A 17,615-nucleotide genomic window follows, 5' to 3' on the forward strand; every position below is an offset into this window, starting at 1 on the left:
AGCAATCAAGGGGGAAACTGCTCGATACTCACTTTTCAAAGCAAAATAAAAAAGACGTCTTATAGACGTCAAAAAATTTATCGATATATTGAAAATGCACTTTTAAAGACTTTTTCTACATCCTCTTGCGTAAAGATAACATCTATCATTCTATCGTTAACATAATCTCGATATACCCAAGTCGGTTCTCCATTAGTGTGTCCTAACAGTAAATTATCGAAATGGACCTCACCAACTCGATTTGAATTAAGATATTTGATTTTTACAGTTACAGTTCCGTAGTAACCACCCATTTTTTCTCTTTCTTCAGCATAACCACGAATTTCTATATCACTGATAACTAATTGCATTTCATTTCCTTTTGCAGAAAACGCTTTGCCGCCATCGAATTTATCCTTAGCCAAATCATAAAAACTTTTGAACATATCCCAAAGTTCCGTTACTTTCTTCTGGTAACTCTCTTTGATAACATTTCCGATCTCAGTTTCACTCTTCTGTTTTTTTACAAACTCCGCATGTTTCTTTGCAGCTTCATCTAACCAATCCATATTATCACCTCCTACTATTCAATCATAAACCAGGAGATGAAAAATATGTAATAACTTTTTGCTCTCAAAACCACACCAAACTCCGCCCTATTGGTTACTAGTGCATGCCAGCGATCTTTGGTATCTAATGTTCCTGAGATACTTACTCACCCGTAACTAGTCCATTATTATTTGTTTTGGCTGTTTGATGCAGTTTTCAAAGCAAAAGAAAAAGCCTCCATCCTAAGATGAAAGCTTTGCTATTGTTTTTGTCGAGTTAGCTCACTTGCGAAATCGTGGTAGAGCTGCACCACGTTATATTTGTAAAGCGAATTGTGTTTTTATAGTGCATTTCCGTGCACTTGTTGCTCAGTAAGTTTAACTAAAAGGAAAGTGGACGAAGTTCACATAAAAACCACTCCTTCAGCAATTTTTAGCCTTTTATATTAATTAAGATACCTAATCTCTTAAAAAATATAGGCCGGCCATGTATGTCTTGCCTCGAACAAGTTTACGAGGCGCAGGTCGGTCGTCGGTCTGTCTTTCCCTAATATTTAGGATTTCATAAATACCAAGGGAAGAAACATTTACCTGTCCGACCTCCCCTTCAGTTTACAAGATAAATTTATTAATACCTAATGTGTAACGAATGTAACGTTTGTAACATCTATCACATTTGTAACATGTGCTCAAAATGTTCAGCATTTCTTTTCTGAACTATTTTTGAAAATTAATAATATGATTCCAGATACTATTAGACTTATGATTAGTGATGTTGTGTCTAGTTTGAAAATATTCTTTAGTCCATTAATAAAATAAGACCATAAAATATATATGGTAATAGCGCTTAGAATAAACGTCCTGAACCATCTGGGAATGGCTAGCCAAACTTTTAGAAGTTGTGTTGAGAATTTCCCCATTTTATCCTCCTGTTAACAATATGACTTATTATTAATGTTCTTACTGTACTTAATCTTTCATAGGAGCACAAGGCCCCAATATCATGCCATCATTTGTTTTACGATGTCGTCCTTTATACGTTTAATACTAGTTGCTGATAAAGCCATATGTTGCCCTATCCAACGTTGAGATTTGCCGTCTAACATCCAGTTCAGTACTTGAACTTCCCTGTCACCAGTAACATTATCTAAAAGCTTCTGAACCTCCAACAGCTTTTTCTCATACTCTGCAACACGTTTAATATTTTTCGAACGTCTAATAGCCTCCTGCATAATCGGATCGCCTACACCGCCTGCCGCCTTTGGTAGCGTAGCCTCGATCCCATACTGCGCCGTTTTTGCCCCAATAACCATTTCTTCTCGCATTTCTTTGATGGCATTAACCATCCAGTGGTAGTCTGTAATCATTGAATCTAGCTTGTCTTGCGTTAGTAATTTCATAGGTTTGCCCTCCTACGGTGTGGTATAATAATGTTGTAAGCACCGTCAAAGGGCATAAACCAATTCTGAGCTGTAGCGTGTGACGACGCTGCGGCTTTTTCTTGAAAAAGGAATGATGCTATGAATCAATTGATCCAATATATCAGCTACCTGCCAAGCTTGTAGGGAGTGCCGTATTTCCTTGACCTCTCTACAAGCTTGGGTTTCTCAAGGGAGCTGATATTTATGAAAAATCGTTCAAAAGCCTATATTCGCCATCAGAGAGAGCGAATTATTCGAAAGAAATGGACTATTTTAAAAGATGTTTGGTTAAAAGATAGTGAATACATGCCTGTACGCGGTAAATTAAGCAAAGGTAAAATTCATTGCTCTTGTAGAATGTGTCGATATGAGCAGTATCACTCGATTCCAAAAGCCAAACAAAAAGCAAAATTAAAAGCTATGGAACAGGAAATAGACGAATATGTCTATTTCCTTTTTCTATGCCGTTAAGTATTTCGTTTAATCCTCATATTGTGCATTAGTTTGATGTAGTGTCTGATTACGTTGCGGCTTTTTTATTAAATTTCCAGGTTATTCAACTATACAAAACTAAAATTACAACATAGTTATAGTAGTGTTAAGCATATTCGCTTGATGATTTGTCTTCATCCTTTGATTACTTTTTAGCCATTTCTTTTTAAAGAGATGGCTCTTTTTTAATCCTCTTTACACATTTTTTCGATGTAGCGTGTAACGACGCTGCGGCTTTTTTATTTTTAAATCTATTTCACAGGCAATTCACTATACAAATATAGCTATCACGACATATTAATAGTAATGTAAAGCTAATTTAGCCTTACACCTCCTTATCTATTTACTAAGGGTCACTCCATCCCAAGTGGCCCTTTTTTTATGGTCTTATCTCACAAAAATATATTTTTTAATGCCCATAGCTGAATGGTTTAACAACCCTACTCCTTCGCTGCAGCCAACATAATATATAGTAAAAAGGAGGTGTTCTATATGGGATACTATGGCGGAAATGTTGGTGGCATTAATAACTGCGGCTGCGGCTATTACGGCGGCGGTAATGGTTCCACATTTGCCTTAATTGTTGTTCTATTTATACTTTTAATTATTGTTGGCGCTACATTCATGATGAATAGGTATTAACATTTCCGATTTAAGGGTCCCAGCATGGTGACCCTTTTATAGTTAATTTGTTCATATTGTGCAGTAATTGAATCAATCCATATTTTCAAATATTACCTAATTATGTTATCCTTATATAAGTTATTAACCTATATATTAGGAGTTGTTATGCAATGAAAACAGACGGTACACATTCTAAAATTGGATATATAATATTTATTTTAGGTATCTTCTTGCTTGTAAGCGGAACAGGCAGATTATCGGGTCCCCTCGAATACAATTCATTTATTCCAAATAAATCTATTGCAATAATATTCATTTTTATTGGGCTTTCTGTTGTATTCAGTTCATTCTTTATAAAACCCCGAAAAGATCAATAATTTTACTGAACACTATGTTTCAAAAATTCACTTAGCCCACCTGCGCAAGTTACTAATCGACTCAAGCTCTTTTCCAATGCTCCGTAGTTGTCTATAAGTCTTGCATCTCCTACATTTCTTGCTAGGATCATAAGCTTTACGTTTCGGGCATCCTCGGCACTCTAGAAAAGCTATGTGGTCCTGTCGATTGATTAGCCTTGCTCTACGCTGTTTTACTTCCTTGCGCACTATGTTCATTCCTATCACCCTGCTTTTGCTTCTTTGCGTGCTTTCCTAGCCTTTTTAAGCGCATCATGTGTTATCCAACCACCATCAATCTTTGAATACGTTAGAAGCTTTAATTCGTGCGGAAAATGGTATTCGAATAACTTCTTTCGTAATTCGAATTGTTGTGTAACCATCCCTTTAATATCAACCACTTCAGTATGTCCATCTGCATAATGAACCGTAAAATCAGCGTTATAACCAATCTCACGATATTTCTTGCCGTTCTTTTCAAACTTCGGTAATAGCACAAACCTTGGTTGTAATTCAAAGGAGGACACAATGCCTTGTGCTTGTAGATGTTTCAAATGATCATAATATTTTGCTTCCATTGCTGAATCGAATGTTATTCCGTCATGTATAACTTTTTTATTGCCGTATTTTGCTTTACTCATTTTTACCTCCTACTAGCATTCTCAGAAGTCTGCTGATAAAACAACCTAATGCCGTTCTACCAGCAGTGTTTATTTGGTTAATTTAAGCTTCCGTCAATCACTAATAATTCTGGTTGGGTGCTTTGTAATTGCTCTAATATTTCATCTACTGGAACCAAATTCCCGTGTTCATCTCTAGCTTGGCTAAACTTAACGATGGCATGATCCTTTTCGATTTCATCAAACTCTAAATCACCCTCGTCATTAGCTACCCACTCAACATACTTTTCTTTTGCTTGTTCCTCATTTTCAGCCTTAATTAATGCGATATATGGATTGTAAAAATCAAAGAATTTCATTTTGTTTCCTCCTTGTTTTCGTACTTGCTACAAGCTTTCCAGTTCACTCTTTGATCTGTAGCAGCACCATTTGTATTTTGTCTTAAACCACATTTGTAATAGGTTCCTGCATATCTCCTAGCGAATAGATGTTTACAGTGCTTACATCGTTTACTTTCTGGACCATAACCGTATACATTCGCCATTGGATTAGGATCCAGTTCGCTTTCATCTATCGGAACACCTAAATCGAGTTCGAATTGTTCCATTTGATCACCTCAATATCCAGCGTTTTGACGCTCATGGTTGACTTTGTTCTTAGCGTAATAGGCCTCTTCTACTTGCTCCCATGTGAAGCCAAGCATCTTGCCTAAAATGTAGAATTCACTGAACAATCCTTCCCATGAACTATGACTTTTCCAATTTCGCAATTGTAAAATTGTTGAAGCAACTCCGATGAATTGAACTGTAATATCATTGTCGAAGAAATCTATATCATCCCAAACTAGTGATGTTGTAACGTCAATTTCCAACCCAATACTCAAAATGAAATGCAAGCAGTCAACGTATTCTTCAAGGAGTGGATTCTTATCAACTACCAAGAACCCTGCACAATCTGGACAGTCATACCAATGATTCCCTAATGAGTGTTTACCTTTGACCTTATCTACTGGCGGATTTCCTCTGAAATAACCCTTCTCTTTGCATCGAGGACAATGATCTCTTTTCCAAGTCCTCGGCTCCTGGTCCTTGCTCCTGCATGATATGCTCGTCCAATGCTGCTTGTGTTTCAAATAGTTTTGTTAAGTTCATTTTTTACTTTCCTCCTTCATTCGTTTTTTATTGCACCAGTAGCAAAGGTTAGGCCCTTCATGTGCCATGCTAGGTCTATATAACGTTTTCACTAATTTCTCGCACTTCGGACATTCCTGTTTCGAATAATTCATCATTTGCCTCCAACATTCCGATTATCTTTTACATAACGATCACCATTAAATTCGATAACTGTAGGTTTTTCTCTACGTAACTTGAGTATTATGACTTTAGTAAACAGCTGGCTACCTTTCTTCATAAACTCACCTGTTCCCTTTCAACATTAAATTCCAATAGTATTTGATAAGGTCGTGGGTCTTGAGAAATATAGTTCATCCGACTCGCTACGTTCCAACCTCTCTCAGTATCATCAGCAACCAATCGTTCTAATTCTCGTGAAGTCCTAGCCTTAGTGATCTTCTTTAATGGCTCCATATTTATCACCTCTTAATTAGCTTTTAGGAAAATCTCATAATTCCCTATTTCTGCTTTACCTCTGTGTATGTGACTCGCTAAATATGTTTCTCCAAATCCTAGAAACTCACTTGCTCTGCTCATACTTCTAAAATAAATAGGCTCATGAGTTTCTTTGTGTACTAAAATGACCTTTTTACCTGTATTAATTCCCTGTATCAAAAGCATGATTATTATTTTCTTTATGATCACACCATTCAAGATTGCTAACAGCATTATTTAAACGGCTACCATCAATATGGTTGATGTAATCCTTTCCTTCTGGTTTTGGAATGAATGTCATTGCTACCAATCGATGTACTAACCATGTTTTTTCTTTTTTATTTTTATAAAGAGCCACTCTACAAGTGTTGTCCTTACTTACTTTTTGCTTTAAAATCCGACCTTTCCAAACTCTACGTCCATGTCTAACAGAATGTGTGACCTTGCCATCTTTTGAACGAATTTGCCCTGTATCACTAGCCTCATAGATACCTTCGTAACCTGGTATGTCTCGCCATTCCATTTCTTCTCACATCCTTTCTTTTCTTTTAATCAAAAGGGAGATCATCCTCACTTACTTCCATTGGACCTTTATTATTTGCAAACGGGTCATCCTCTACTTTTAAACAACTTGGCTGGTTGTTATTACCACTATTATTGCCCTGTGGAGCGTTTTGATTTGCTCCCCCTGTATTTGTACTAGATTCGTAGTTTGAAGCGCTCTGTGAGCCTCCTGTGCCGTTTTTCGGCTCTAAGAATTGGATACTATCTGCCACAACGTCAGTAGTGTAAATTCTTTTGCCATCCTGCCCTTCATAACTGCCAGTTTGGATTCGCCCTTCCAAACCTATTAAGTTCCCTTTCTTCATAAAGTTAGCTAGATTCTCAGCTTGCATGTACGATTAACCGCAACTGCGAAACGGCATGTAGCAACGCCATTTGGTGTGTATCGTAATTCAGGATCTTTTGTAAGTCGGCCAACTATTACAACTCGGTTAATCATGCAACCATCGCCTCTTTCATTGTCATAATCATTTGACTAACATCCACTTTCTCAACCATTCGCTTCACTTCTATTTCTCATTCTTTCAATATTTTCTAAGACCTTTTGTCTCTCAATCTCAAAATCAATCGTGTTGTTATCAGATTCGGTATTTGGCGTTAGTGGCTCTTCTTTGTTATTACGATTAGCGAACCACTCTGGCACTATTTCTGTTCGACCTTTAGGCTTTTGATAGGATTGGTTAGATTGTTGTCGCTTGTTGTTTTTCTCTCTTTCTTCTTTAGCCTGTAACTGCTGGTAAGTTGTGATCATTTCCTTACGCCAGTTGATTAATGTTCCTTCTGCATACTTAATTTTGTTTCGAGCATTATTAAATACTGAGTTTTGTAATGCTGCTAAGATTAAATCCACATCTTTATACTCATCAAAGATGTAACCAAGGTGTTCTGCTATTGTTGGAAGAACTGGTGTAATGTTTTGATTTGTAAATTCCACTAATCTAGCAAAATTAGAAGAGCTACTAACCGACTGACCACCAACTTTTTCTTGTTGTTGTTGTTGTTGTTGTTCTTTTTCTTCTTCTTGTTCTTGTTGTTTTTCTTGTTGTTGTTGTTCTTCTTGTCCACTTATCGTCGACGTATCGTGTGACGTTACGTAAGAACCGTTGGTATTACTGGATTCTTCAATTTCAGCACGTATCGTTGACGTATCGTAGTACGACTCGTAGACGTTACGTATTGAATCGTTTGGTATGCTTTCACCAACCCATTCAATCAACGTTGTATCTTTCACATTTTTTAACTCTGATTTCACACAATCAAGTATCGGTTTGCCACCTCTAACTAGGTTGTATTTGCCCCAATTCTTAATAGCAATTTCACGTGTTTCAACGTTATATCTAATCAGTTTGTGGTGCTCTATGAAGCGTTGTAACAATGCATTTGCACTCTCTGGTGAGTAGCCTAAATCAAAAGCAATTTGTTTTTTTGTAATTTGATAGATACCGATTTGTGTCGTACTTTCATTCGTTAGCAAATAAAGAAAGAAGTATTTGTCTTCTGCCGTCATTTCTTCAACGACACGCGGATCATTCCAAAATGATGTGTGTACTAATCTAAATTTAGCCATTTGCCCTGACCTCTCCTTATATTCGAATTTTTATCACAGACTTATTAACAATCAGGTTAGGAAATAAGAAATAATTTCCCGGGTAAGCGCAAGAAATGACAAGTTTACCCTTAAGAAGAACTTTGTGAGTTACATTATTCATCCATTTTCACCACCTAATCTAGTAAATACTCAATTTCAAATGTACCTTCTAATTTCTTTGTAGCCCTACAGTATTCGCATTTATCACAACGATGCGGCTTTCTACGTCCTAGCTTCGCTTCTATCATGCTTGGTAGCATGGTTTGAACATATTCCTTCTCGAAATCAAAACGTCCTGAATCGAGGTGTAAAACTGCTTTATCAGGTGGCGATTCTTTTGTTACTGCCACAATGTACGGATCAAAGTAGCGACCTGTATTTTGAAAGATGATTTCTCGATACACCCACATCTGCAGCACGTAATCGAAGGCTTGTACAAACGAAACCCATGTATTATATTTCTCACTCCAGTAGCGTTTCCGAAGCTCCTGAGTGCTTTTTATATCACTGAAAAATCCACGTTCATGATTTATGTTGTCGACTTTGATTTTCCACTCTACACCGAATAATTCACCTGTATAGATGACCTCTTTTTCACCTTGTAGAGCGAACATGCAAAACTTGTCGTTCTCGATAGTTTCAATCATGTCATCAGCTTTTTCGTAGTCCTTATATTTGTTGCCACGATTGTTGTAAATGGTGTGGTGATTTAGCTCTTTAAATTCAGCGAATGCCTCGCTACTCTCAAACGCTGCATGTAAATATGAACCAACCATTAGAGCTGTAGATAGAGGACGAGTAAACTCGCCCCTTACCTCAGCAAACGCTCTAGCTTCACACTTCATGGCGCTTTTAAACTGTGACACCGACATATAATGTTGGTTGGCCTCATTCGAGTGATAGTTCTGGCTGTTCAATTGGAATTTCGTTTGGTGCATCCGGTTTCACCTCTGTTTTTTGCTCGTCTTTAAACGCATCACCCAAGCCGCTAGATTGCTTTTTAGCATCATCTTTATTAAACCAATCATCTACCTTACTCAAGCCGTCTCTTAAGCTGTTAAATATGTTTATTAACTCTACATAGTCATATTCAGTAAATGAATCAGCATTGTAACCAAACTTTGCTTCTATCATTTCTTGAGTGACACGATGGTTTTCTTTGTAACTACGTAATGCATTTGCGATACGATCTTTTAATGGACCTTGACTATTACCAGCTAGTGTTTCGTGGCATTGAATAATCGCTTTATCAATGATGTCACCAGGAATCACACCTAAAATGCATGAACGTAAACGGCGAGCACCGTCATTTGCTACTTTTTCGTAAATATCACGTGGATCTTCTAATTTTTTAATAGTCCCTTTAGCTTTCATAGAGTGCTTGACGGTAAATACCTTTTCTTGACGGACATTTGTTTCAAGGTCCCAACAGAATGCTTTTGCAACTGATTCACCTTCGCGTTGCTCTAGTTCCTGTATGCCGTATGATAAATTGCCCCAGTTTTGCGCAATCGCCTCAGCTAATCGAATCGATGGACCTGTTACTCGTTGTCCACCACGAGGATATTGATACATGGCAACCTGTGCTAACGCTGGGCGACGGCATGTATCTAATACACGTTGTTCAGCTTGGAATACGTTTCGTGGAAATTGTTTCGCCATGAAAATCTGCCCTTTGACTTCTTCCATTTCACGAGAAGCACTAGCTTGTGCTAGAGTTCCTCCTTGAAATTGAGGTTGTCCCATTTGAGGACTATGGAATTGTTCTGCTAAGTTACTCATTGAAATTCCTCCTGTAGTGCGCTATAATGAGCGCAAATATTAGTTTTCTTAGACCACTCTGCCAAGTGGTTTATTTTTTTGTGCAAAATGCTGCATTATAATGATCCTCAAGATATGTGTGGATGTTATCCATGTGGACAATATCACCGTTCGAAAACTCCATGTAATCATCGTTGAATACGATTAAACTGCCGTAGACGTCTCGAAAATCTTTTTTCATTTCTACATATTGAAATGTTGGTACGTTATTTATTGGCTCGATTGTTCCTAATACCATCGGATTCTCAACTTCTGCAAGTGCTCTCACGCTATCGCCTCGCCTTCACGTTGCCAACAGATAAATGAAATGCCACATTTAACAACTTTATATTGCCTCCAACGTTCATCTTCATAGCCTTTCTTATTTTCAATATCATAAGCACCTAACTTTTTAATAGATTCGAATGAAAAGAGCTGAACAAGAATGTCAGCATTATCTGCTGAACCAGAACTATACTCAACTCGGATAACATCCTCTGACGCTACACCATGTTGCTCTAAAATTTTAGGTAATTCAGTAATTCTAGACACTACATTTGCTAATTTCATAAATATCAACCCTTTCGATTATTTTGATGGCATCCCATCAAGCAGCTCATAATGTTTGGCTAACCGTACCAATTTGAGGAGGATTATGAACTGCTTGACGAGGGCGAGATAACACTCGCAAACGTCTGATTTTGTGATATAATTGACTTGTATATGTTGTCCGCTGTTTAATTGTCTCAACCAATTAAGCAGCTTTTTATATTCATTTAGCTTTGTTAACTCCCTCTTATCACAAATGAAGTGTAAATAAATTAACCTCTGTTTTAATGTCATGTGCTTCCACGCCCTAGGCTTGATTCGCATATTCCTTAATCACCTCGCTAAGTAATCCTCTATCTTGTAAATCCTTGATAACCCACATGAAATTTTGTTGATCTCGTAAATACGCTTTTAATCTTTCAATTTCACGAGTCGTTTTATTGATTTTTCGCATACACTCAGCAGATAAGTGATACTCGTCGCGTTTATTATGAACGCCTATTGCTACTAATAAATCCTCATTACAAGCCTCTAACATCGCTATTTCTAGCTTTAATTTTTCTACTATATCCATGAAAAGAATCCTCCTATAAACATTGGTACTGTTTGTAAAAATTGCATTGCTGCATCAGCACTAAATAATGTAGCTACAACAACATCCTGTGAGTTTGTTATTGCGGCTGCTTTAGCTAAAAAATTCGCCTCACATGCAATAAGATTTTGTTCTATACGGCTAATCGTTGATTGTGTCGTGTGCATCAAATCAGCAAATGCCTCCTGTGAAAGTTTCGCTTTCTTACGACATTGTTTTATTAATCCTCCAACATCTAAGTTCATAAATATTCACCCTTTTTTATGCAGTTTGAGCATATTATGCGTCCGTTGCATTGTTTCTCTTTCAAGTTAGCTTTAAGATTGAGATAAGAGGTTGATTTGCCCCAACCTCTTACTAGATTGGTAGTTTGATATTTATGAGGCCATTTGCCCTGGCCTCTCCTATTTAACTGCACCTGCCAGTGCATTTTTTAATACCATTCGTTCATGATGATTTCTTGTAATAATTTTGATGTCGGTTCTTTTAACCAGACACGTTTACCACCTTTTTCACGTTGGCGTTCATATCGCTGTATACGTGGATCATTTAAAATGTGGTCTTCCAAAAACTTGCGACTAAAAGTTGTAGTTTTCATAATGTCTTTGATATCCCAAAACAAAATCAATGGCTTGGCAGACGTTTCAACAAGTTCAGTTAATTTCTTATGAACTATTTCAGGTGTAATGCCAGACATCTCAAAAAGTGATAGAATCACTGCGCTTTCTGTAGCCATATTGTTGCCCCTTTCTTTAGTCGATAATGTAGTGCCTTTCTTATTTAACTAATTTCAAGAGTTTTTGATTATTATAAGAATCAATTTCGATAGCCATTGAAGTATCTGGGCGCCAAATTGAAATAAATCTTACACCTTCTTCAAAGCGCGCTTTCGGTAATTCAGTAGATCTCGGTAAAATGAAGTGTCGTTTGAAATCGCCCCACATTTTAGCGAATACTTTCTTACTCATAGCGTTGTATGCTGGAGAGTCGTAACCACCTAAAACTTCTAATACTTTTGCTTTACCTTGTGATTTCAAAGCATACTCTTGACGACCGTCAATTCGCATTGTGTCGAAAAGCACTTGCACAGTTTCTTTCACTTCGACCACTGCTGTATGAATGCCCTGTACTTGCTTACGAGTTTCTAACGCTGATTCAAGTGCAAGTGTGATGTGATCTTGCGGTAGTTGTTTTTCAATGTGTTGTTCTATTTCATTGAATCGTTCAATATATTTCACTGCGAACTGCGTACCTTTTTCACCATTCATTCGAGTACCGAATAATTCGCAACCTTTTTTCGTTAATAAGAAGCAAGGTAACGTTTTGTTTTGACTATTTGTATATGTTGATTCAATGAAATAGGACTGCACAATTTTGTGCTCTCCTCCCATATGTTCGATGATATTGCGAATATCTCGAATTACAGAGCGATGTTCACGGTCGACCATCTCAGCAACATCTAAACTTGAAATATTTCTTGTTAATTGATTCATGATAAAACCTCCTGATTTTTTAGGGGACAGTTAGATACCCCCTTTTTGTAAACCTTGTATAACAAAATCATAAAAAAAAATTTCGTTAGGATGTTTGTTTAAAGCCATAGCAATTTGTAAACCCAGTTTAACCCCTGGTTCTTGACCATGAAGTTCGATATTTGTGATAGTTTGTCGAGATGTATTTGAACGTCTAGCCAATTCAGATAAAGTCATCCCTATTTCTTGTCTTGTTAACCGCACATTGTTGTTAACCATGGATAACACCTCCTTGCTTAGTATTGTAATCCATGTATAACAATATTGTCAATAATGATTAACAACAATTTTATTTATATTTTTCTATCCTTAATGTAAAGTATGTATTACAGGTGGTGATTACATGAAGACTCTAGGTGAGTTGTTAAAAGAATTAAGAGGTAGAGAATCCTTACGTGATGCGAGTAAGCGCATAGGTATCAGTCATACTTATTTAGACACTATCGAAAAAGGTTTCGATAAACGTTCTGGCAAGCATGTAAATCCTACCCCTGAAACACTAAAATTATTATCAAAAGCTTATAATTATAATTATGAAGAATTAATGAAGTACGCTGGTTATTTAGATTCCGATGAAACAAAAAAAACACAAGCTGAACAAGAAGAGGTTGAGTTCCAAGCATTCGCCAACGATCCTTCTCTACAAAAATGGTACAAAGAATTACCTAAGAGTCGCGAAGAGGATTTACAGAAGTTGCGTAAGATGTGGGAAATTATTAAGAATGATAATGATTAATCATTGCAATTTAAATGATTAATAATATTTAAACAAAGGACATGTTTTTAGACATGTCCTTTAAGAGTAACATTATTGTAAATATTGAACATTTATGTTTTTTATTTTTTGTTTTGTACTCTTAAAACAATTATAACTATTTTGAAAGAAGTGCTGATTTATTGGATGAAATATTTAAAAATTACAAAGAACTAATTATATTTTCAATACCAATCATAGTAGGAATATACAAAATATTTACTTCGGGGTCTTTTGAAAGACAATTATTCAGTAAAGAAAAGAAATTTTTATATGAAGTATTAATCATTTATTTGATTTTTATAATAGTTCCGACCTTCTGTTTTTATGCAATATTTAGCGACCCAAAAATAGAAAATATAATGAATAAATTAATAAATATATTATTAATAATTTATTTATTTTTAATACTTTCAATAGTTTTTAAATGGATTTTCAAATGGATTTTTAATATACTTATTACATTTTCAAAGTTTCTTACTAAATTAAATTTATTCTCTAAATTAAATTTAAATAACAAAACTATAAAGAAATATATAGATTTATTCAATGAAAATAAAATATTATTGAATAATAAAATAAATCTCCGCAAGTATACTTTTCTTTTGTTTTATATTTTAACTTTACCTATATTCGGTAAATTGAATGTTATCCTTTGGAAAAATGAATCATTATCTTTCCTTATATTTACCTCATTTTTAGAACTTACTTTTGTTTATTTTGTTTTATATGAGGGATTAAATTTACAAAAATTAGAAAAACCCATTTTAGTTTCAATCGAATTGGAAAATGGAGTTCAATACGAAGAGTATTACATATATTATCCAATCGATAATAAGTTTATATTAATTGGAAAACCTGATGATGTTAATTTATGTAAAGAACCTTTATTAATTAATTTGGATAAAATTATTACATGTAAGTATATTAAAGCCAACTAAACTTTATATTTTTTAATATTTTTATAGTTATATTTACTTTAGCCAAATGTACTTATAGCACTCCTTCAAATGAAATGCTTGTACTTTTAGCTAAAACATTAAACACAACAACAGATTATTACTTGATAATACTGAAGACCCTATACCACTTACTGAATCTCAAAAGGACGAAATTGCATTCCAAGCATTTGCCAACGACCCTACCCTACAAAAATGGTACAAGGAATTACCTAAGAGTCGTGAAGAGGACTTACAGAAGTTACGGAAAATGTGGGAAATTATTAAAAACGATAATGACTAAATCGTTATAAGGATACAAAGAAGGCTAAATACCGAGGGCATGTCTAAATAGCTTGTCCTCTTAAACATCCTTTATTTAAGGTATAAACACAAATTTGGGATGTTTATTTTTTTAAACAACAAATAGTTATATTTACTTACGCCATATTTCACTGATAATTCCCATACCAAAACAAAAATATCAATACTATGAATTGGAGCTATAAAAATGATAACTAATCCATTTAGCGGCAATCTACTTAGAAATTTTACAGCAGATTATTTGCATAATACTTTAAGTAGTTATTGGAAAACCGCAAAAGAATATAATAAATTGAAAACTAATATGTTTGTAGATAACAGTTTTCTCACAATAACAAGAATATTAGAAAGTAAAGATGGAGAAGTTGTCGATAAAGAAAAATTAGATAAGACACTTTTTAATGAATTGACGTGGGTACTACCAGATAATCATTTTATTTACTTTTTTGAAACCGATGATAATATTAACAGAATTAAAAATGTTATTGATGATAAAACAAATGCTCTTGATAGACCAATACATTACTCATCAACTGAATATGAAGAATTACAACTCGTTTCAATTAGACAAGAAGATGATTCACTAGTATTACTTTTTAGATATGGTTTTACAAGAAATGAGGAAACTAAAAAAACAATTTTCTTTATTGCTTGCGAATATAACTTTTCCAGAAAAACATTTATTATAAAGATGAGAGACACGTTAAGAAGTAACGCAGGAAAAAATCGCAGAAGTTTAATATCAGAAATATTTGGTTATGTTAAAGAACTTACTCCTACAGTTACATATAAGAGAAAGGCAAAGAAAGAGATTAAAAATCAAATATATCAACTATTTTTAACAGAGACTAAGAAAGCTGAAGAAATTATTCAGGATTCTTTACCAATTCCAGAAACAACTTTAGATATAGACATTCAAGCCTTTATTTTAGATATATTAAATTTAAAATCTGAAGATGACTTGGAATCTAATCTAAAAATCGTTAAGTATATGTATTTCCAAAATGTTGCTCAAAATCTAAATTCAAAGACATTCACAGATAGATATATTTTTGCCTTTTCATTCCATGACGGTAATACAACAAGATCGGTTACTAGAGACGCAAAAAGACAACATATATATGGAAAAAAATTGTATTGGAATCTTAAAAGTCTAGTAACAGAAGATACAAAAGTAGATGAAATTTCAATGTATTTTCGAATAAATAAACAAAATTATAAACTTAAACCATTATCAAATAACTTTATAGGATTAGAAGTTACAATTAGAGAATTTCAAGGAAGTTATATGGTAGACTATTATAATAACATTAGAAGAGATTCTGAGAGGAGAATGAAAAGTGAGTTTCTTTTACACGAACTTGAGCAGTATCTATGAGTCTGAAGATAGCCTTAAATTACTTATGCCGTTTGAATCTTTACACTTTCATTTGAGAGATTTTTTCTTAAATAATGTAAAGAAAAAAGCGACTGTAATTGATCCTTTAGATTTTTCTTTTAGATATAAGATAGATACATTAAAAACAATAAACTTATTTCTAACGCTTTCAAATTATGGCTTATTAAAAAAATTATATCAATTAGAATGTGATGAATGCGGAGAAATTACATTTGAAGACAGTATTGAAAAGTTTTATGAATGTTTTGTTTGTAAACATCCATTATTAAATCTTTCTGAACCAAGTGTTAATAATCTATTTAATAACATTTCTTATACATTTGAGATTTGCAAAGAATTACAAGAAGAACTACACTTAGATTTAAAAGCTCCACCCTCCTTATCATCTAATAAACTGTGCGATGATAAGGGGGGAGATATGGCTACAATTCAAAGTAGTTATGGTGTTTCTGATGTCTTGAAACATCCAGAAGATGGTTTGAGTAGTATAACTTCCGAAATATTCATTATTAAACAACAAATTGATAATTTACTTGCTGAAGGTATAAAAACAATATCATGAAAAATTATTCTAATAGAATTTTAAGTATTATAATTCTTATCTTACTAATAATTATGATTATTGCAACAAACAAGTTTATAGATTTTTTTACTTCAAATTATCCTAACTTAAATAATACAGAAGTAATCAGCAGGATTACTCCACCTTTATTAGGGGCATTTTTCTCGGGTATTGTGGCAATAATAGTTTTTTATTTGAACAAAATAAAAGAAGATATTACCAAGAGAAGCCAATCTGATATGTTTTTGCAAATTATAGATAAGGAAATCACAGCTAATATAAAATCAATTGAAGTGATATGTAGAATTATCGAGTCAACAACTTCAAAAGAACTTGCATATACAATAAATAATAATACTGATACTTCTGAGAGATTTAAAATATTATGCTCTAATCTTTCCAACGAAATAATTGACAAATTTCTAGTTCAATTAAATAAAAATGATTATCTAATTATTTCAGAAAAAGTTAAAAACTATAAATCTCTTAATAATTTTTTAGATTTATTAAATAATGATGTAACAGAAGTTGCAAATAAAGAAATTATTATTGATAAATTAAAAAATCTAGTAGATTATTTCAATAATCTGCAAAATATACAGGAACCTAAAAATGTAAAAAAAATAATGACACTTTTTGAAGTTTTCCTTAAAACAAAGAAAAATATTCTTATCATACTTTTTATTTTAATTATAAATGCTATTATTAATATTCTTCTAATTAAATCGCTTTTATAATATTGTTTGGACCCTACTTTAATAGCTAGGGTTTTATTATACACAAAAAAGAACATACATTCTTATTCATGAGGTGTTTAAATGCATTATAGTTACTTAGAAGATTTCATTAAGGATTTCTTCACACGAATGGATACCCTTTCCCCTTCCCTTTTAAATTTTCATGTAATCGCAAGAAAATTAGAAATTAAAATATTTTATTGGTCAGACCCTAGCCAAGCATTATTTGCAAAAGATAAACCTTATATTTTCTTAGATGAATCACTTAACCCGCAGCAACAATGGCAAGAGTTTTGTCATGAATTAGCTCATGTATTACTACATACCGGGGATCAATTCTATATGTCTCCCCTCTTCCGTGAATATCAGGAACATAAAGCTAACAATTTTATGTATCACGCCTGTATGCCTACTTTTATGTTAGATGAATTACATCTAGAGGATTGTTCTCCACAAACAGTGATTAGACTTCAGGAATTATTTAATGTTGAATACCAATTTGCATTGAGGCGTTTAACACAATATTACAATAAACGAATTATGCAGTATTGACATAATATTTCCCTTTGAAATATGAGATGATTGATATG

At 34.0% G+C, this 17,615-nt stretch carries 27 protein-coding genes and 1 pseudogene; 9 read left to right on the forward strand and 19 right to left on the reverse strand.

The window, feature by feature from the left end; genetic code table 11:
- Nucleotides 1-77: 77 nt before the first annotated feature.
- Both ACIPKN_RS04025 and ACIPKN_RS04030 read right to left on the reverse strand, forming a co-directional pair.
- Nucleotides 78-548, reverse strand: coding sequence for a hypothetical protein (locus ACIPKN_RS04025; RefSeq protein ID WP_400933612.1), 471 nt, complete (start codon nucleotides 546-548; stop codon nucleotides 78-80).
- A 980-nt stretch (nucleotides 549-1,528) separates the two neighbouring features.
- Nucleotides 1,529-1,927 (reverse strand): LuxR C-terminal-related transcriptional regulator, encoded by a 399-nt coding sequence (locus tag ACIPKN_RS04030; protein WP_400933614.1) that lies wholly within the window; start codon nucleotides 1,925-1,927, stop codon nucleotides 1,529-1,531.
- 225 nt (nucleotides 1,928-2,152) lie between these two features.
- On the opposite strand from ACIPKN_RS04030, the gene ACIPKN_RS04035 reads away from it, so the two are divergent.
- From ACIPKN_RS04035 to ACIPKN_RS04045, 3 genes are all read left to right on the forward strand, one after another.
- Nucleotides 2,153-2,419 carry a hypothetical protein gene (locus ACIPKN_RS04035; RefSeq protein WP_400933616.1) on the forward strand — a complete coding sequence of 89 codons (267 nt, stop codon included), beginning with the start codon at nucleotides 2,153-2,155 and terminating at the stop codon, nucleotides 2,417-2,419.
- A 513-nt stretch (nucleotides 2,420-2,932) separates the two neighbouring features.
- Nucleotides 2,933-3,082, forward strand: coding sequence for a YjcZ family sporulation protein (locus tag ACIPKN_RS04040; protein ID WP_400933617.1), 150 nt, complete (start codon nucleotides 2,933-2,935; stop codon nucleotides 3,080-3,082).
- Between the two features lie 152 nt (nucleotides 3,083-3,234).
- Entirely contained in the window at nucleotides 3,235-3,441 is a 207-nt protein-coding gene (locus ACIPKN_RS04045; RefSeq protein ID WP_143999067.1) for a hypothetical protein, read from the forward strand.
- Between the two features lie 242 nt (nucleotides 3,442-3,683).
- Here the strand turns inward: ACIPKN_RS04045 and ACIPKN_RS04050 are convergent, their stop codons facing one another.
- From ACIPKN_RS04050 to ACIPKN_RS04130, 17 genes and pseudogenes are all read right to left on the reverse strand, one after another.
- Nucleotides 3,684-4,100, reverse strand: a complete 417-nt coding sequence (locus ACIPKN_RS04050; protein ID WP_400933619.1) for a DUF1064 domain-containing protein — start codon at nucleotides 4,098-4,100, stop codon at nucleotides 3,684-3,686.
- A 77-nt stretch (nucleotides 4,101-4,177) separates the two neighbouring features.
- Nucleotides 4,178-4,438, reverse strand: a complete 261-nt coding sequence (locus tag ACIPKN_RS04055) for a hypothetical protein (RefSeq protein WP_400933621.1) — start codon at nucleotides 4,436-4,438, stop codon at nucleotides 4,178-4,180.
- Entirely contained in the window at nucleotides 4,435-4,686 is a 252-nt protein-coding gene (locus ACIPKN_RS04060) for a hypothetical protein (RefSeq protein ID WP_400933623.1), read from the reverse strand. The genes ACIPKN_RS04055 and ACIPKN_RS04060 overlap by 4 nt, the downstream gene beginning before the upstream one ends.
- Nucleotides 4,687-4,695: 9 nt before the next feature.
- A complete protein-coding gene (locus ACIPKN_RS04065) occupies nucleotides 4,696-5,019 on the reverse strand; it encodes a dUTP diphosphatase (RefSeq protein ID WP_400933625.1) in 324 nt (107 codons plus the stop codon).
- A gap of 61 nt (nucleotides 5,020-5,080) precedes the next feature.
- Nucleotides 5,081-5,230 carry a hypothetical protein gene (locus ACIPKN_RS04070; RefSeq protein WP_400933627.1) on the reverse strand — a complete coding sequence of 50 codons (150 nt, stop codon included), beginning with the start codon at nucleotides 5,228-5,230 and terminating at the stop codon, nucleotides 5,081-5,083.
- 619 nt (nucleotides 5,231-5,849) lie between these two features.
- A complete protein-coding gene (locus ACIPKN_RS04075; protein WP_400933629.1) occupies nucleotides 5,850-6,209 on the reverse strand; it encodes an NUMOD4 domain-containing protein in 360 nt (119 codons plus the stop codon).
- A 25-nt stretch (nucleotides 6,210-6,234) separates the two neighbouring features.
- A pseudogene (gene ssb, locus ACIPKN_RS04080) lies at nucleotides 6,235-6,689 on the reverse strand (single-stranded DNA-binding protein).
- A 51-nt stretch (nucleotides 6,690-6,740) separates the two neighbouring features.
- The gene (locus ACIPKN_RS04085) at nucleotides 6,741-7,817 is read right to left on the reverse strand and encodes a DnaD domain protein (protein WP_400933631.1); all 1,077 of its coding nucleotides are present in this window, start codon (nucleotides 7,815-7,817) and stop codon (nucleotides 6,741-6,743) included.
- 155 nt (nucleotides 7,818-7,972) lie between these two features.
- Nucleotides 7,973-8,776, reverse strand: a complete 804-nt coding sequence (locus ACIPKN_RS04090; RefSeq protein ID WP_400933633.1) for a PD-(D/E)XK nuclease-like domain-containing protein — start codon at nucleotides 8,774-8,776, stop codon at nucleotides 7,973-7,975.
- Complete coding sequence (locus ACIPKN_RS04095; RefSeq protein WP_400933635.1) at nucleotides 8,727-9,620, reverse strand: hypothetical protein; 894 nt, start codon at nucleotides 9,618-9,620, stop codon at nucleotides 8,727-8,729. Before ACIPKN_RS04095 ends, ACIPKN_RS04090 begins: the two co-directional genes overlap by 50 nt.
- Before the next feature lie 70 nt (nucleotides 9,621-9,690).
- Nucleotides 9,691-9,927: a YqaI family protein gene (locus tag ACIPKN_RS04100; RefSeq protein ID WP_400933637.1), complete on the reverse strand. Its 237-nt coding sequence runs from the start codon at nucleotides 9,925-9,927 to the stop codon at nucleotides 9,691-9,693.
- Nucleotides 9,924-10,208: a hypothetical protein gene (locus ACIPKN_RS04105; RefSeq protein ID WP_400933639.1), complete on the reverse strand. Its 285-nt coding sequence runs from the start codon at nucleotides 10,206-10,208 to the stop codon at nucleotides 9,924-9,926. The genes ACIPKN_RS04100 and ACIPKN_RS04105 overlap by 4 nt, the downstream gene beginning before the upstream one ends.
- 286 nt (nucleotides 10,209-10,494) lie before the next feature.
- Nucleotides 10,495-10,761 carry a hypothetical protein gene (locus tag ACIPKN_RS04110; RefSeq protein WP_400933641.1) on the reverse strand — a complete coding sequence of 89 codons (267 nt, stop codon included), beginning with the start codon at nucleotides 10,759-10,761 and terminating at the stop codon, nucleotides 10,495-10,497.
- Nucleotides 10,752-11,024, reverse strand: coding sequence for a helix-turn-helix domain-containing protein (locus ACIPKN_RS04115; RefSeq protein ID WP_400933643.1), 273 nt, complete (start codon nucleotides 11,022-11,024; stop codon nucleotides 10,752-10,754). Before ACIPKN_RS04115 ends, ACIPKN_RS04110 begins: the two co-directional genes overlap by 10 nt.
- 188 nt (nucleotides 11,025-11,212) lie before the next feature.
- Entirely contained in the window at nucleotides 11,213-11,515 is a 303-nt protein-coding gene (locus ACIPKN_RS04120; RefSeq protein WP_400933645.1) for a hypothetical protein, read from the reverse strand.
- A gap of 40 nt (nucleotides 11,516-11,555) precedes the next feature.
- Nucleotides 11,556-12,272: a Rha family transcriptional regulator gene (locus ACIPKN_RS04125; protein WP_400933647.1), complete on the reverse strand. Its 717-nt coding sequence runs from the start codon at nucleotides 12,270-12,272 to the stop codon at nucleotides 11,556-11,558.
- Between the two features lie 30 nt (nucleotides 12,273-12,302).
- Nucleotides 12,303-12,530, reverse strand: a complete 228-nt coding sequence (locus ACIPKN_RS04130) for a helix-turn-helix transcriptional regulator (protein WP_400933649.1) — start codon at nucleotides 12,528-12,530, stop codon at nucleotides 12,303-12,305.
- A gap of 124 nt (nucleotides 12,531-12,654) precedes the next feature.
- On the opposite strand from ACIPKN_RS04130, the gene ACIPKN_RS04135 reads away from it, so the two are divergent.
- The 6 genes from ACIPKN_RS04135 (at nucleotide 12,655) to ACIPKN_RS04160 (ending at nucleotide 17,577) form a co-directional block, all read left to right on the forward strand.
- A complete protein-coding gene (locus ACIPKN_RS04135) occupies nucleotides 12,655-13,047 on the forward strand; it encodes a helix-turn-helix domain-containing protein (protein ID WP_400933651.1) in 393 nt (130 codons plus the stop codon).
- 161 nt (nucleotides 13,048-13,208) lie between these two features.
- Nucleotides 13,209-14,006: a hypothetical protein gene (locus ACIPKN_RS04140; RefSeq protein WP_400933653.1), complete on the forward strand. Its 798-nt coding sequence runs from the start codon at nucleotides 13,209-13,211 to the stop codon at nucleotides 14,004-14,006.
- Nucleotides 14,007-14,514: 508 nt separating this feature from the next.
- Nucleotides 14,515-15,705, forward strand: coding sequence for a hypothetical protein (locus ACIPKN_RS04145; protein WP_248718984.1), 1,191 nt, complete (start codon nucleotides 14,515-14,517; stop codon nucleotides 15,703-15,705).
- A complete protein-coding gene (locus ACIPKN_RS04150; protein ID WP_248718983.1) occupies nucleotides 15,668-16,288 on the forward strand; it encodes a hypothetical protein in 621 nt (206 codons plus the stop codon). The genes ACIPKN_RS04145 and ACIPKN_RS04150 overlap by 38 nt, the downstream gene beginning before the upstream one ends.
- Nucleotides 16,285-17,025 carry a hypothetical protein gene (locus ACIPKN_RS04155; protein WP_248718982.1) on the forward strand — a complete coding sequence of 247 codons (741 nt, stop codon included), beginning with the start codon at nucleotides 16,285-16,287 and terminating at the stop codon, nucleotides 17,023-17,025. Before ACIPKN_RS04150 ends, ACIPKN_RS04155 begins: the two co-directional genes overlap by 4 nt.
- Before the next feature lie 81 nt (nucleotides 17,026-17,106).
- Entirely contained in the window at nucleotides 17,107-17,577 is a 471-nt protein-coding gene (locus tag ACIPKN_RS04160; protein ID WP_248718981.1) for an ImmA/IrrE family metallo-endopeptidase, read from the forward strand.
- Nucleotides 17,578-17,615 lie beyond the last annotated feature (38 nt).

This window comes from Lysinibacillus sp. NPDC086135 (assembly GCF_044746345.1).
GTDB lineage: Bacteria > Bacillota > Bacilli > Bacillales_A > Planococcaceae > Lysinibacillus.